The organism is Burkholderia sp. 9775_39, from assembly GCF_015712225.1.
GTDB classification, from domain to species: domain Bacteria; phylum Pseudomonadota; class Gammaproteobacteria; order Burkholderiales; family Burkholderiaceae; genus Burkholderia; species Burkholderia cenocepacia.
The window spans coordinates 254,098-268,900 of record NZ_JACCQC010000009.1 but is presented as its reverse complement, the minus strand read 5'-3'; the positions used below and the strand labels follow the sequence as shown (position 1 = coordinate 268,900).

9 protein-coding genes are annotated in these 14,803 nt (G+C 64.7%); 6 read left to right on the top strand and 3 right to left on the bottom strand.

Going from position 1 to position 14,803, the window contains the following annotated elements; translation table 11 throughout:
* Positions 1 to 16 precede the first annotated feature (16 nt).
* From H0X90_RS15350 to H0X90_RS15330, 5 genes are all read left to right on the top strand, one after another.
* Entirely contained in the window at positions 17 to 838 is an 822-nt protein-coding gene (locus tag H0X90_RS15350) for a fucose-binding lectin II (RefSeq protein WP_077189778.1), read from the top strand.
* 162 nt (positions 839 to 1,000) lie between these two features.
* Entirely contained in the window at positions 1,001 to 1,735 is a 735-nt protein-coding gene (locus H0X90_RS15345) for a fucose-binding lectin II (protein WP_077189779.1), read from the top strand.
* A gap of 357 nt (positions 1,736 to 2,092) precedes the next feature.
* Positions 2,093 to 4,042, top strand: coding sequence for an FAD-dependent oxidoreductase (locus H0X90_RS15340; RefSeq protein ID WP_077189780.1), 1,950 nt, complete (start codon positions 2,093 to 2,095; stop codon positions 4,040 to 4,042).
* Positions 4,043 to 4,586: 544 nt separating this feature from the next.
* On the top strand, positions 4,587 to 6,056 hold the full coding sequence (locus H0X90_RS15335; RefSeq protein WP_077189781.1) for a cytosine permease: 1,470 nt from the start codon (positions 4,587 to 4,589) through the stop codon (positions 6,054 to 6,056).
* A gap of 90 nt (positions 6,057 to 6,146) precedes the next feature.
* The gene (locus H0X90_RS15330; RefSeq protein ID WP_077189782.1) at positions 6,147 to 6,974 is read left to right on the top strand and encodes a carbon-nitrogen hydrolase family protein; all 828 of its coding nucleotides are present in this window, start codon (positions 6,147 to 6,149) and stop codon (positions 6,972 to 6,974) included.
* A 322-nt stretch (positions 6,975 to 7,296) separates the two neighbouring features.
* Here H0X90_RS15330 and H0X90_RS15325 read toward each other — a convergent pair whose 3' ends face one another.
* Together H0X90_RS15325 and H0X90_RS15320 are read right to left on the bottom strand one after the other, a co-directional pair.
* Positions 7,297 to 10,596 (bottom strand): autotransporter outer membrane beta-barrel domain-containing protein, encoded by a 3,300-nt coding sequence (locus H0X90_RS15325; protein WP_077189783.1) that lies wholly within the window; start codon positions 10,594 to 10,596, stop codon positions 7,297 to 7,299.
* Positions 10,597 to 11,098: 502 nt separating this feature from the next.
* Entirely contained in the window at positions 11,099 to 12,472 is a 1,374-nt protein-coding gene (locus H0X90_RS15320; RefSeq protein ID WP_077189784.1) for a M23 family metallopeptidase, read from the bottom strand.
* Between the two features lie 281 nt (positions 12,473 to 12,753).
* Between H0X90_RS15320 and H0X90_RS15315 the strand changes: the two genes are divergently transcribed.
* Entirely contained in the window at positions 12,754 to 13,623 is an 870-nt protein-coding gene (locus H0X90_RS15315) for a mechanosensitive ion channel family protein (protein ID WP_006494490.1), read from the top strand.
* A gap of 33 nt (positions 13,624 to 13,656) precedes the next feature.
* Here the strand turns inward: H0X90_RS15315 and H0X90_RS15310 are convergent, their stop codons facing one another.
* Positions 13,657 to 14,799, bottom strand: a complete 1,143-nt coding sequence (locus H0X90_RS15310; protein WP_034203012.1) for a branched-chain amino acid ABC transporter substrate-binding protein — start codon at positions 14,797 to 14,799, stop codon at positions 13,657 to 13,659.
* Positions 14,800 to 14,803 lie beyond the last annotated feature (4 nt).

Below are 14,803 nucleotides of genomic sequence, written 5' to 3'. Positions count from 1 at the left end.
CCCTCCGGAGACTCCCATGCCCCTCCTTTCGGCTTCGATCGTCAGCGCGCCCGTCGTGACGTCGGAGACTTACGTCGACATCCCCGGCCTCTACCTCGACGTCGCGAAGGCCGGAATTCGCGACGGCAAACTGCAAGTCATCCTCAACGTGCCGACGCCTTATGCGACCGGCAACAACTTCCCCGGCATCTATTTCGCGATCGCGACGAACCAGGGCGTCGTCGCGGACGGCTGCTTCACGTATTCGTCGAAAGTGCCCGAAAGCACCGGCCGCATGCCGTTCACGCTCGTCGCGACGATCGACGTCGGCAGCGGCGTCACGTTCGTGAAGGGCCAGTGGAAAAGCGTGCGCGGCAGCGCGATGCACATCGATTCGTACGCGAGCCTGTCCGCGACCGGGGGCACGGCCGCCCTGTCGTCGTCGCAAGGCGACGGCAATCAGGGTGCCGAAACCGGCGGCACCGGGGCCGGCAACATCGGCGGCGGCGGCGAACGCGACGGTACGTTCAATCTCCCGCCGCACATCAAGTTCGGCGTGACCGCGCTCACCCACGCGGCGAACGACCAGACGATCGACATCTACATCGGCGACGACCCGAAACCGGCCGCGACGTTCAAGGGCGCCGGCGCCCAGGACCAGAACCTCGGCACGAAAGTGCTCGATTCCGGCAACGGACGCGTGCGCGTGATCGTGATGGCGAACGGCAGGCCGTCGCGGCTCGGCTCGCGGCAGGTCGACATTTTCAAGAAGTCGTACTTCGGGATCGTCGGATCGGAAGACGGCGCCGACGACGATTACAACGACGGCATCGTGTTCCTGAACTGGCCGCTGGGTTGATCGACGGCCATCACGAACCATCGCAATGGCGACGGGGCCCGCCATGCATTGCGCATCGTTCGAGCAGTCATTTGCAGTCCCACTGCTGTACACCGCGCGCGGTCCGGCGAAATCCGTTCGCCGGTCATGCGATGCGGAACCTTCCATTCAGACGAGGACGACATGTCACAACCCTTTACCCACGACGACCTTTACGCGCTGCTGCAACTCGCGGGCAACGACGCCACTGCCGTGCAGGCCAACGGCGATCAGGCCGTGCTCGACCGGATGCGCCAGTTCATGACCGCGCAGCTCGTCGAGAAACTGCCGCAATACGACGTGTTCGTCGATATCGCGACGATCCCGTACAGCTTCGACGTCGGCAGCTGGCAGAACAAGGTGAAAACCGATGCGGCAGGCGAGGTCGTTGCCTGCACGGTGACGTGGGCCGGCGCGCCGGGCGTGTTGCCCGGTGCCGCGGCGAAGTTCGGCGTCGGCGCGGTGGTCAATTACTTCTCGAAAGCGACACCGCACCCCGTGCAGCCCGCGCCCGTGCCGACCGGCGGCGGCGAACGCGACGGCATCTTCAACCTGCCGCCGAACATCGCATTCGGCGTGACCGCGCTGGTCAATTCGTCCGCACCGCAGACGATCGAGGTGTTCGTCGACGACAACCCGAAACCGGCCGCGACGTTCCAGGGCGCCGGCACGCAGGACGCGAACCTGAACACGCAGATCGTGAACTCGGGCAAGGGGAAGGTGCGCGTGGTCGTGACGGCGAACGGCAAGCCGTCGAAGATCGGCTCGCGCCAGGTCGACATCTTCAAGAAGACCTACTTCGGGCTGGTCGGATCGGAAGATGGCGGCGATGGCGACTACAACGACGGCATCGCGATCCTGAACTGGCCGCTGGGTTGACGCACGCTAGCCCGACGAGCGTCGCCGCGCCGCCCGGCGTGGCGACTGGCCGGTGTGCGTCCGTCATCTGCGAGCCCCGACCCGCGCCGCAATGATGCGATCGGCCGCGACGATACGCGCCAAGGTCGATCGCTCGTTGTGCCGTCTCCGTTTCGCGCCTGTACGGCAGTCTTTTCAGGCGATTCAATTGCATCGGCGTGATATCGATCAACATCCATGATTCCGCCTTGAAACTGGCATAACGATTTTCTACTCTTAGCTGGCTCGCAAACCAAGAAATATAGAGCGATCCTTTACTTGAATGACGTTGCCATTCTGAACAATCAAATCGATATTTTCAGTCCGAGGAGCAATCAGATGTCGTCCATCCCGTCGCACAATCGCAATACACCCAAAACGCGCAATCTGGATCTCGCGGCACTGATTCCCGATTTCCCGTTTCACTACGGCGCCTTTCTCGACAAAGCAAAACAACTTGACAAGCCGCTTTTCAAGCTTCCATCCGACGCACAAGGCAAAAGCGTACTCGTCGTCGGTGCCGGCGTCACCGGAGCGATCGCCGCCTACGAATTGCTGCGCATGGGGCTAAAGCCAGTTCTGGTCGAGGCGTCCAGTCGCATCGGCGGCCGCCTCAACGCACATCGCTGCGCACCGGGTACGCCACAGGAAGTCATCGCCGAACTCGGTGCGATGCGCTTCCCACAATCGGGCAAGGCTGGAATGCATTATTTCGAGAAAGCGGGCATGACTGCTGAAGGCAGATCGACGGATTTTCCGAATCCGGGTAGCCCGGCAGCGGTCTGCACGGTGGTCGACTATAAGGGCAAGACGGAGTACTACGAAGTCGGAGGAGCAGGAGCCGACGAGTATCCGAAGCCACCCGCATACGACGAGCTCGAAGGTCAGATGTTCGGCGAAGACGGCTGGTTGAACACGGCACCAATCGACCTCGAAACAGTTCAGAAAGCCATGTCGGAGACGCCACCCAATACGACGGAAATCAAGCAAGTATGGAACGCGCTGATCAACGATCACAGGTGGGACGACGTCAGTTTTTACGGCGGGCTGATCAAGCAGTCTGGCTGGACCAAGGATCAAATCGACCTGTTTGGCCAGATCGGCTTTGGCACGGGCGGCTGGAATACTGATTATCCAAACGGATTCCTCGAAGTGCTGCGTGTGCTTTACACCGGACTCGACGTCGATCACAAACTGATGTACGACGGCACGACCACGCTGCCGGAAAAGCTCGTCAAGAAAACGCCTGACGAACTCGGAGATCCATCCGATTCGGCTACGTCGAATACTTCCGTATGGGAAACAACCCGGGAAAGCTTACAAAGTGAATTTCCGAAAGATCCAGAACCACTACTCAACAAAGAAATCCGGCATTTCGAGCGGCTGAAAGACGGCACCATCGCGGCCTGGATCACTGATACCCGCACTGGACGCGAAGTGCGGAAGGAATTCGATGCGGTCATCTATACACCGCATCTGCGAGTACTCGACAAGTTCCGCAGCTACCCCGGGAAGATCGGCGATGGTGGGATCACGAAATACAAGGCGACTACAGAACTGTTCGACCAGACTCTATGGGAAGCGATTCAGTACACGCATTACATGCAGTCGGCAAAAATTTTCGTCGCCGTGAAGGAGCCTTTCTGGGAAGGACGTCACGCTCCCGAACCAGGTAAGCCACTCGGCAAGCGCAAGATGGGTATTACGCTGTCCGACCGGTTACCGCGCGGCACCTATCTGGTCAGCTACGTCCTTCCCAACGGAGATAAACGACACGGCATCTTCCTGTCTTACACGTGGAACGACGACTCAGTGAAGTTCGACGGCGATCGCAATGTCCCTCAGGCGTTACTGACTCACGTCCAGATGTGCATCGAGGTGCTCGAAGACATCTATCCCGGCCTCAATTTGCGCGGCTACCTAGTAGATCGCGACGACGCCCAAGTCGAAATCAACTGGGAAAACCAGCCGCATTTCCTCGGTGCATTCAAGATGAACTTGCCGGGCGACTACGAGAAACAGCGTCGGGTGTTCTCGCAGTTCATGGACGGGATCAAGCCCGATGGCACTCCCAACGACGATGCAGATCGATTCGTACTGGCTGGCGACGATGTGTCCTGGGTAGCCGGTTGGATAGAAGGCGCGATCTCGACCGCGATCAACGCAGTCAACAAGGTAGCCGTCGTGTTCGGCGGGGAGCATTTTGAGGAAAATCCGGGGCCGATCGCGCGATGGCCTGACCTGCAACCGCTCGCACAAAAACGCAATGCGCCACATGCGAATGCATGATTCGTAAGCGTCGTGCCGGAGCTTGTCTGCCCGCATTCAGCTAGAAAACGATCGGCAAATCCGGCGGTCATTCCCGCTCTGGCATGGGCCGATCGCTCAACTCCATTTCTGGATGCATCACCGCATCCTCACGCGCCGGCTTCGGATAGCCGCGTCACGCGCCCATGCATCGATCCGGATCGATGTTTACGTCGATATATTCGCATTCCTCTTTTCGCATCACCCGCGTACAACTACGTCCAGTGGCGACGCGGCGCATCGAGACCGACGCTGACCACGTTCTTGCCGATCGCACGAAAGGAGACAACAAAATTGAGACAGCTGACGCGGTGATCCCTCCCGGCACCGTTTGCCCCGACATGTCGGCGCTTGCCGCATTGCCGACACCGGGCTGCCGGTCCCGCATGCCCGGCTGACACGTCGATCCCCACGTACGACCGGTCGCCCACGCAGTCCCTGATCATACGAACATTCATCAAGCGCCACGCTCGTTGGCGCGCAAACATGCCGCCTGCCGCGGCATGCTCACGGAGACATCGTCGTCATGCATCGCCCCGAGACCCTCGACCTCGCTCGCGCCGAACCAACCGGCCTTCAGATCGAGCATCATTCGATCGACTACATTCCGGAGAGCGAGCGCCATGCGAAGCTCGCCAGCCAGGGGCCGTTCTGGTTTCTCGGCAATTTCCACTTTTTCACGATCTCGATCGGTTTCGTCGGGCCCGGCATGGGCCTGTCGGCGGGCTGGACGACGCTCGCCGGCGCGCTCGGCATCATGTTCGGCACGCTGTTCATGGCGTTCCACGGCTCGCAGGGGCCCGAAATGGGGTTGCCGCAAATGATCCAGTCGCGCGCGCAGTTCGGCTATCGCGGCGTCATCGTCGCGCTGCTCGCCACGCTGTTCGTGTTCGTCGGCTTCAACGTCGTCAACGTTTCGCTGATGGTCGACGGCGTGCACAACGTCTTCGGCATCGATGGCGGTTTCGTCGCCGTCGCGGCGGTCGCGATCGGTGCATTGCTCGCGATCTACGGGCATGACCTGATGCACCGCACCTTCACGTGGGCACTGTTCGCCACGCTGCCGCTCTATGCGCTCGTCACGCTCTCGCTCGTGTTCGGCCATGCCGCGCCGTCGAGCGCCCCCGTGCCGTCGACGCCATCCGGTTTCAACTGGATCGGCTTCGCGACCCAGTTTGCGATTGCCGCGAGCTACAACATCTCGTATGCCCCGTACGTATCCGACTATTCGCGCTATCTGCCGAAACAGACGAGCCGCGCGAAGCTGATCGCGGTGATCTTTGCCGGCGCGTCGCTGTCGGGCGCATGGATGATCGGCCTGGGGGCATGGCTCGCCCAGAAGTTGCACGCGGCCGATGCGCTGGTCGCGATGAACGACGTCGGCGCCTCGCTCGTCCCCGGTCTCGGCAAGCTGATCGCATTCGTGTCGCTCGCCGGTTTCCTCCCGATCATCGCGCTCAACGCATACAGCGCAATGCTGACGGTGCTGACCGGCATCGATTCGATCGTGCCGATCAAACCGACGCGCCGCGCGCGGGTCGCGTCGATTCTCGCGATCAGCACGTTCGTGCTCGCCTGCGTGTTCGCGATCCGAGGCAACGGCATCGCGCTGCTTCAAACATTCCTCACGCTGATGCTCTACTTCCTGGTGCCGTGGACCGCCGTCAACCTCGTCGACTACTTCTTCGTGCGCCGGGGCCATTACGCGATCACGCATTTCTTCACACCGAGCGGCTTGTACGGCGCGTGGCAATTGCGCGGAATCCTGTCTTACCTGATCGGATTCGCGTCGATGGTGCCGTTCTTCTATGTGTTCGACGCGGAGGTGAACCGGGAGGTATTCGTCGGGCCGTTTGCGCGCATGCTCGGTGGGGTCGACATCGCCTGGCTCATTGGTTTGATCGTCTCCGGAGGCGTCTACTGGCTCCTGTCACGCTCGCTCGATCTCGATCGCGAACGCCGCGTCATCGCCGAGACGCCCGCCGTCGATGCGTGAACGGATCGAATCCGTGCGTCGGCACCTCCCGGCTCTCTCGCCGGCACGGCTTCCGTCACGCTCGCCAACCACCGTCATGGAGTACCGACAATGAGTATCTTGCGATTGCGCCTGATCCAGTCCACCCTGGAGGACGGCGCCCATGCATCGAACCTTGCCCAGGCCCTTGCGCACATTGCAGCGGCGCGAGGCAACGCCGATCTGGTCATTTTCTCCGAAACCTATGTTTCGGGGTTCCCCACAGCCGAAAACGTCGCGCACCTGGCCGAACCGCTCGACGGGCCATCCGTGTCGGCGATTCGCGCCGCCGCGCGTGACGCGCACGTCGCCGTGGTCATCGGGGTCGCGGAACAGGACGACGGACGCTACTTCAATACGGCGATTCTGGTCGATGAATTCGGCGAACTCCGGCTGCGCTATCGCAAGTCCCACCTGTACGAATCGGATGCGGGCGTCTTCGAAGCGGGCGGCACGTTCGACGTGTGCGAATGGCGCGGCGTCAAGGTCGGCATGTTGATCTGCTTCGATCTGGAATTCCCGGAAACCGCCCGCGCGCTCGCGCGGGCCGGCGCGGAACTGATCGTCATCCCCGACGGCATGATGCAACCTCATGGCCATGTCCATCGGAAAATGATTCCCGTACGTGCGCTCGAAAATCAGGTCTTCGTCGCGATGGCCAATCGGGTCGGCCCGGGCGATCGCTATACGTTCAGCGGAGAAAGCATCGTCGCTTCGCCCGAAGGCGACGTCATTGCCGCAGCACCGTCAGACCGGGACGCGGTGGTCGACGTCGCCATCGACATGGATGCAGTTTCGCGGGGCCGTGCCGCCTTCCGCTATCTCGATCGGGTACACCCGGCCCTGTGGCCCGCGTCGTGCCGGGACACCCCGACCGACGCGGCGTCACGCGGCGCATAGCGCACCTGGCTGCCAGGGCTCCGCCAAATCGGACCAGGCTGATTGGCCTGCGTGGCGCCAAACGCTACGCTATCGCTGCGCGGTTCCGGTTCGGCACGCTACCGACGGCGTGGGTTTTGCGGCGCATGCCTCGACCGCCTGCCATCCGGAACCGCGCACGATGTGACCGTGGCACGGGCACTGGATGGTGATCGGCGGCACGGCCATCTGGTTCAAACCCTGTTCTGCCTCAACTTCCAGTCCGGTGCCGTATGCGCGCGTCGAGCTCGCGCTACGGCCCGATCACTCTCCGAGGCCGACTGTCGGTCGACGCGCTTCGTCGTCACCACGCCCACCGCACGCCTGCATTGCCGGTAATCGTGCGCTGGTGCTCGCCACCGAGGTTCGTCAGATAGCTGACCGTCGCATACGCGCTGCCGCGCTTCGTCAGTTGCGCGACGAGGCCCACGCCGATCTGTCCGGCCGTCTGCCCGACCTGCGTGCCGATCGTCGTCGAACCGCCGAACGTCGTCTTGTCGTCGGTGCCGAACGAACGCAGCACGTTCACGCGCAAGTACGGCTTCCAGCTCACGCCGCTCGCATCGAACGCGTATTGCAGCCGCGCGCCGATCCGGCCGAGGAACGTGTTGCCGTTGTTCCACGTGATACTCGACACGCCGTCGTTGAAGCGGTCGAGCGACAGCCATTGCCACACGAGCTGCGCCTGCGGCTCGAGCGTCATCCCGTTACCCAGTGCGATCGGCAGCCCGGCTTCGACGGAACCCGTGAACGCGTTGCCGTTCGTCGAGCCGTTGACGATGTCGCTCGAATGCGTGCGCACGGTCAGCGCGCTGCCCATCAGCACCGCATCCGTGTACCAGCCGCCCGGGCCGATATGCATCCAGTAGCCGCCGAGGTTGTACGCATTCACCTGCAGCGAGCCGACGCCCAGGTCCGGCTGCGCGAGCGCGAAGCCTTTCACGTCGCCGACCGCGCGCGAGAAGCCGAGGAAGAAACCGTAGTGATTGCGATGGCCACGAGCGGTCGTATCGGCGTAGAGATCCTGCCCGACCTGCATCCCCCACACCGTGCCGTCGAACGACGGTGTCGCGTCACCCTTCTGCTTGATGTTGCTGTTGCCGCCCCATACACGCGCCCACGATGCGGGTACCGAACCGTTTTCGGCAAGCAACCCTTGCTCGCCTTGACGATCGTGGAACGTGTCGATCTGCAGCAGGCCGAGCTGGCGCGCGACGGCCGGCGCTTCCGCGTACAGCGGCACTTCGGGGCGATAGACCGGTTCTGGCGTACCACCGACGCCGGCATGGTCGACCGCTTCGACGATCGATTCCGGCGTGCCTTCGGCTGCCGTGATCGGCGGCTCGGCCGGCGGCGTCGGCTGGCCGGGCTGAACAACGGGCGGCTGCGGCTTCGGCGGCACCGTGTTGCGCAGATACCAGCTGTCGCCTGTGCCATTCGACTCACCCCCCTTCGCGAGGAAGTACGTGTACGCGCCGGCGCTGACCGTCCCGCCGGACAGCGAGAACGCGTTCGCGTTCGTGGTCGCGCCATTCGTCGCCTGCACGACCTGAATGCCGTCGCCCGTCGTCTGCGCGCCCGCGCCGCCGACGTTCGTCACCTTCAGCGTGCTCGAGCCGCTCGCCGTGCCGCCGCTGACGACCAGTTTGTCCGACGGCGCGCCATCGCCGGCCAGCGTCGTGTTCAGCGCGAGCGTCGCGTTCTGGCCGACGTAGTTGCCCGCGACCGTCAGCGTGTTGCCCACGCCGCTGCCGCCGAGCTGCACGCGCCCCGCGTTGGTCAGGTTGCCGTTGATCCGGAAATTGCCGGTCGCGCCGCTGGCGAGGCTCGCCAGCGCGTTCGCGACCGAGAGCGTGCCGTTGTTCGTCACGTTGCCCGTCACGCTGCCGTAGCCGCCGAGCATTGTGCCTGACGCCACCGTCACCGGCCCGCCACCGCCCAGCACAGCGGACGCGTGCGCGGCGTCACCGACGACGAGCGTGCCGGCATTCAGCGCCGTGCCGCCTGCATAGGTGTTCGCGCCATTCAAGGTCAGCGTGCCGGCCCCGAGTTTGGTGAGCGCGCCCGTGCCGGTGACGTTCTGCGCGATCGCGGAATCGAAGCCCTGCGTATCGATCGTGCCGTTGTTCGACGTGATCGACACCGCGCGGCTCGACGCGAGATCGAACGCGCTGCCGAGTTGTAGCGTGCCACCGTTGAAAGTCAGCGATCCCGACGAAGCGCCGAGCGCGTTGTCCGCCGCGACCGACAGCGTGCCCTGCGTGATCGTCGTGCCGCCGGAATACGTATTGCCGCCCGCCGCGGACGGCGTGAGCGTCAACGTACCCGCGCCGGTTTTCTCCACCGCGCCCGACCCGCCGATCGTACCCGTGTACGTGCCAGCGCTGTCCTGCTGGAAGCGCACGAGCCCGTTGTCGGTGACGGACAGCGGCAGGTTCGACGCATTCGCCTGCAGTGTCGCGCCCGCGTTGACGGTCGCGACGACCGACGCCGTCGTCGTGCCGAGCGTGCCGGTGAGGTTCAGCGTGCCGCTCTGCACCAGCGCGGTCGAGAACGTGCCGGTGCCGGCCCACGTCCAGTCGGCGCCGGCCATCGTCAGGCTCTGGAAATTCGTGAACGCATTCGACGCGGTGCCGGTGCCCTGCAACGTCACGGTGTTGGTGCCCGCGCCGCCGTTGGCCGTGCCGACGATCTGCGAGCCCGTCTGCAGGATCAGCGTCACGTTGCCGTTGCCGCCCTGGATCGCGGTGCCGCCGCCGCCCTGGATCAGCCCCGCGTTGGTGATCGTCGTCGCGCCGTTGGTCGAGCGCACGCCGATGCCGTTGTTGCTGATGATCCTGCCGCCGGCCTGGTTCGTGATCGTCGCGGTGAACGAACTGCCGAGCGTGTTCGATACGACGGCGTCGACGCTGCCGCCGCTGGTCGCGGTGCCGGTGGTCTGGATCGTGCCGCTGTTGACGAGCGTGTCGTTGTTTCCCTGCATGTAGACGGCCGGCGCATCGCGGCCGTTCGACGTCAGCGTGCCGCTGTTGGTGATCGTGCCGTTGCCGCCGAGCAGCGACGCGGCGCGGGCATTGTTGCCGGATGTCGTCACGGTGCCCGTGTTGACGATCTCGTTGCCCGATGCGCCGGGATTGCTTTGCCCCCACGCGGCCGTCATCCCGTACGCGTTGTTGCCGGTGGTCGTGATCGTGCCGTTGTTGACCAGCGTATTGTTGTTGCCGTTCGCGGCCATCCCGTCGTTGTACGTGCCCGACGTCGAAATCACGCCGGTCGCCGCATTGGTGAGCGTGTTGCCGTTGTTCACGCCGAGCAGCACCGCGCCGCGATTCGCGACGCCCGTGCCGTTGCCGGACATCGACAGGCTGCCGTTGTTGGTGATCGTGCTCGACGTATCTATGGAGAACGGCGTCGGCGTGGACGTCAGCACGTAGCTGCCCGTCACGGTCGAATCGAGGTTGATCGTCACGCCGGTGCTGCCGGCCGTGGCCACGACCGACGGCGCGTTCGCGCCGGTACACGTCACCGTCGTGCCGCTGCCCGGCGCGGTGGCCGAGCACGCCGCATACGCACTGACCGGCACCGCGCCAGTGAGAATCGCCATTCCACCCAAACCCAGGTTCCGCGCCTTTCTTTTCATTTTCCGCTCGCATTTATTGGTGACGTTATTGCTGCAAATCGGTGCGTGGAACGGGTTATATCACCTGTGTTGAAATAATCGCAAGATCCGAATGCGTGATATCGGCAATCACGGTGCGATTAATTTCGCATCGGGAAATAAAGGCGATGAAATTGCCGCTATGCAGCATATGAAGCGCCGGAGGGCCGGGGCGGCCGAGCGAGAATGAAAGCCGGTTGAATTTGCCAGCTTTCGCTTATCCGCGCTCAGCAAACGTGACGTAATCCGAATCAATCGGAAAATTTGACGTAATTCGATGAACAATGGTCCGCGCGGAATATTGCGCGCCATTTGGCGATGTTGCTTTGCACGATGTCGTGCCATTCGAACGCAGGCGCATTTCCGACTATCCGCGTGGCGACGCCGATATGCGTGCTCACCATTACGATGCCGGCCATCACGGCCCACGGCCGGCATCCGCGAACGATCAGCCCGCCTGCGGCGCGACAACCTTCGACAGCGCCACCGGCTGCGCGAACGTGGCCGACGCCAGTTGCACACGCGCATCACGCGCCACGCGGTTGAACGCCACGCGCTGTGCGCCCTTCAGTTTCGCTGCTCGGGCTGCGTGCACGAGTTCGATCGGATCGACGAGGCGGGCATGCCGGCGCACCTCGAAGTGCAGATGCGGGCCGGTTGCGGTCCCCGTGCTGCCGACCGCGCCGACGCGTTGACCGCGCATCACGCGCGCGCCGGTTCGCAGCGTCGGCTCGAACGCCGACATATGCGCGTAGTACGACGCGTAGCCGCCGTCATGCCGAATCACCACGTACTTGCCGTAGCCGCGCGGCTCGGTGCCGATGAACGTCACGACGCCGCGCTCCGACGCATGCACCGCGCGGCCGGCCGGCGCCGCGAGATCGACGCCCGAATGCACGTGACGCGCGCCGCTCACCGGATGCACACGCGCGCCGAATTTCGAGCTGATGCGCGTCGCGGCGACCGGCATCGCGAAGCGTGCACCGGCGAGCGGCATGCCATCGAGGTCGTAATAGGCGCCCGGCGAACCGGCCTGCGCGGCGAACCACACCGCCGCGACCTGCTGCCCGCGAAAGCGGACGTCGAGCGCCGTCACGCGTACGCGGCCCGGCCGCGTTGCGTCGTGGTCGGGCTCGAATGCCACGCGGAAAGTATCGCCATGCGCGCCGCGCTGCTTCGGATCGATGCGCCCGGCCAGCATGCGAACGATCTGCGCGGCAACACCGGCCGGCAGATCGGCGCGCGCCAGCGACGCATGCAGGCTGCCGACGATCGCGCCGGCACGCGTGCCGCGATCCGGCTGCGCGAGCGTGAACGGCTCGGCGGCGGCCAGATCGACCGGACCTGGCGCGAACGCCGGTTGCACACCCGTCGCGGGCAACGCCGACGCCAGCCCGTAATCGAACCGCGACGCGTAGCCGCGTTCGACCGCCCCGCGCGCGGTATCGCACAGCACGCGATACGCGACGCAGGCGCCGAAGCGCGCCCCCGGATCGTCGCGTTCGATGCCCGCCGACACGTTCAACGCGTGCGACGCATAAGCGACGTCGAGCGGCGCGGCGGACGATGCACGCAGGCCGCCCCACGTGGTGCGCGCGGAATTGAAGAAAGGCACGTCGCCAAGGTCGGTGTTTTCCGCTGCCGCAGGCGTGACCGGCGCGGCGTCGTGAAACGCCTGCGCTGCCGCGCCCTGTGCGCCGGCCACGCAGGCCGCCGCGACGATGCCGCGCAGGAATGCGCGACCGATCGGAAAACGGTGAACGCCGCGTGACGCGGGTTGACCTTGCTCGCGTGCGACACGGAAACGCAGGTCTGACCGCATGACGTCGTCACTCGCTATTCAATGAAAAATCGGGAAAAAGCCGGGCGTCGCGGAGGAACGATCGTCGCGATCCGGCTACTCGACAGCGAGTGTATCGGCGTGGTCGAAACGGCTGAATAGGACTCGTCTTATTTGTTCAAAAAGCCGCTTAATACTCGTACTAAATCAGCGCAGCCGGCACGCCACGCATTCGCGCGAAACCGGCGGTGCCGTGTACAGTCGAGGGCTGCGCGGCGCACGACACGCGCCGCGCATCGTGTCTTCAACACCGGAATCCCGTCATGTTTCTCGATCAACTTCATCCGGAACGCTGGACGTTCCTGTGGAACGCGTTGTCCACCCTCTCCCTCAAGCTGTCCGCCGCCCTGGCGCTGCTCGTCGCCGGCTGGTGGCTGTCGAAACGCATCGGCAACTGGCTGAACCGGCTGCTCTCGAACAAGGAGCGCGTCGACGACACGCTGCGGCCGATCCTCTGCGACGTCGCGGTATGGGGCATCCGCATCGTCGCGATCGTCGGCGCGCTGTCGCAGCTCGGCATCGAAACCGCGAGCATCGTCGCGGTGCTCGGCGCGGCCGGCCTGGCCATCGGGCTCGCGCTGCAGGGCACGATGCAGAACATCGCGGCCGGCATCATGCTTCTGCTGCTGCGGCCGTTCAAGGTCGGCGACTATATCGACGGCGGCACGGGCGTCGCGGGCACCGTCGAAGAGGTCGGGCTCTTCATGACGCGCCTGACGAAGCCGGACGGCATCTGCGAGTACGTGCCGAACAGCGCGCTGTGGGGCAGCTCGATCCGCAACTACACGCGCAACCCGACGCGCCGCCTCGATCTCGAAGTGGAAGTGTCCGTGCATGACGATATCGATCGCGCGCTCGCTGCGCTGCGTGCGCTGGCCGTGGCCGATCCCGACGTGCTGCAGGACCCCGCGCCGGACGTGATGGTGATGCGCTTCGACGACAGCACGGCTGTCGCGAACATGCGTGTGTGGACGCATACCGACCAGTTCTGGGCGATGCGCTGGCGTCTCGCGCGCCAGGTGCGCAAGACGCTCGCCGACGCGGATTGCGCACTGCCGATCCGCACGCGGGAGCTGCACATCGTGCACGATGCGGCGCGCCGCGCGGACGAGGCGCGCGTGCGGGTCTCGTGACGCAACGGGGCGCGGCGCGCCCCGGCCGCGGCGTTACATCCGGACGATGTCGAGCAGCGCCTTCCTGCCGCTCTTGTACGTAAACACCGAGATCGCGCCGTGCTTCAGGTCGCCCTGCGGCGTGAAGCTCGTTTCGCCGATCACGCCGCGATAGTCGGTGGCCGGCATCGCGGCCAGCACCTTCGCCGGATCCGTCGAATTCGCGCGCTTCATCGCGTCGACGATGATGTAGACCGCGTCGTACGAGAACGGCGCATACACCTGCATCGGCTGGTGATAACGCGCTTCGTAGCGTTTCGCGAACGCCGCGCCGCCCGGCATCTTCTCGAGCGCGATGCCGGCCTCGGAACACACGACGTTGTCCGACGCCGGCCCGGCGAGCTTCGGCAGATCGGTCGAGCACACGCCGTCGCCGGCCAGGATCTTCGCGCGCATGCCGAGCTGGCGCGCCTGCTTCGCGAGCGGCCCGCCCGTCGCGTCCATCCCGCCATACATGATCGCGTCGGGGTTCGCGCCCTTGATCTTCGTGAGGATCGCGCGGAAGTCGATCGCCTTGTCGTTCGTCGCGTCGCGCGACACGACCTTCATCCCGGCCGCCTTCGCAGCCTTCTCGAATTCGGTCGCGAGGCCCTGCCCGTACGCAGTCGAATCGTCGACCACGGCGACCGTCCTGATCCCCATGTTCTTCGCCGCATACATCGCCAGCGCCGGCCCCTGCTGCGCGTCGGTCGCGACGACGCGATAGGTCGTCTTGAAGCCCTGCTGCGTATACGTCGGGTTGGTCGCGGCCTGCGAGATCTGCACGACGCCGCCGTCGCGATACACGCGCGACGCCGGGATCGACGTGCCCGAGTTGTGATGGCCGACGACGCCGACGACCTTGTCGTCGACGAGCCGCTGCGCAACCTGTGTCGCGGTGCGCGGATCGCCCGCGTCGTCCTGCGCGTCGAGCTGCAGCGTGACCTTCCTGCCGCCGATCACGAGCCCCTTCGCGTTGATTTCCTCGACCGCGAGCCGTGCACCGTTCTCGCTGTCCTTGCCGAGGTGCGCGATCGCGCCGGTCAGCGGCGCGACGTGCCCGATGCGCACGACGTCGTCCGCCTGCGCGGCCCCTGCAGGCAGCGCGCACGTCAGCGCAACCGCGGTGGCGAATACCGTCTTGTGATGCCGATTCATGCTC

Coding starts and splice junctions, on each gene's coding strand:
- H0X90_RS15350 (WP_077189778.1), top strand. CDS start 17: ATGCCCCTCCTTTCGGCTTCGATCGTCAGCGCGCCCGTCGTGACGTCG.
- H0X90_RS15345 (WP_077189779.1), top strand. CDS start 1,001: ATGTCACAACCCTTTACCCACGACGACCTTTACGCGCTGCTGCAACTC.
- H0X90_RS15340 (WP_077189780.1), top strand. CDS start 2,093: ATGTCGTCCATCCCGTCGCACAATCGCAATACACCCAAAACGCGCAAT.
- H0X90_RS15335 (WP_077189781.1), top strand. CDS start 4,587: ATGCATCGCCCCGAGACCCTCGACCTCGCTCGCGCCGAACCAACCGGC.
- H0X90_RS15330 (WP_077189782.1), top strand. CDS start 6,147: ATGAGTATCTTGCGATTGCGCCTGATCCAGTCCACCCTGGAGGACGGC.
- H0X90_RS15325 (WP_077189783.1), bottom strand. CDS start 10,596: ATGGCGATTCTCACTGGCGCGGTGCCGGTCAGTGCGTATGCGGCGTGC.
- H0X90_RS15320 (WP_077189784.1), bottom strand. CDS start 12,472: ATGCGGTCAGACCTGCGTTTCCGTGTCGCACGCGAGCAAGGTCAACCC.
- H0X90_RS15315 (WP_006494490.1), top strand. CDS start 12,754: ATGTTTCTCGATCAACTTCATCCGGAACGCTGGACGTTCCTGTGGAAC.
- H0X90_RS15310 (WP_034203012.1), bottom strand. CDS start 14,799: ATGAATCGGCATCACAAGACGGTATTCGCCACCGCGGTTGCGCTGACG.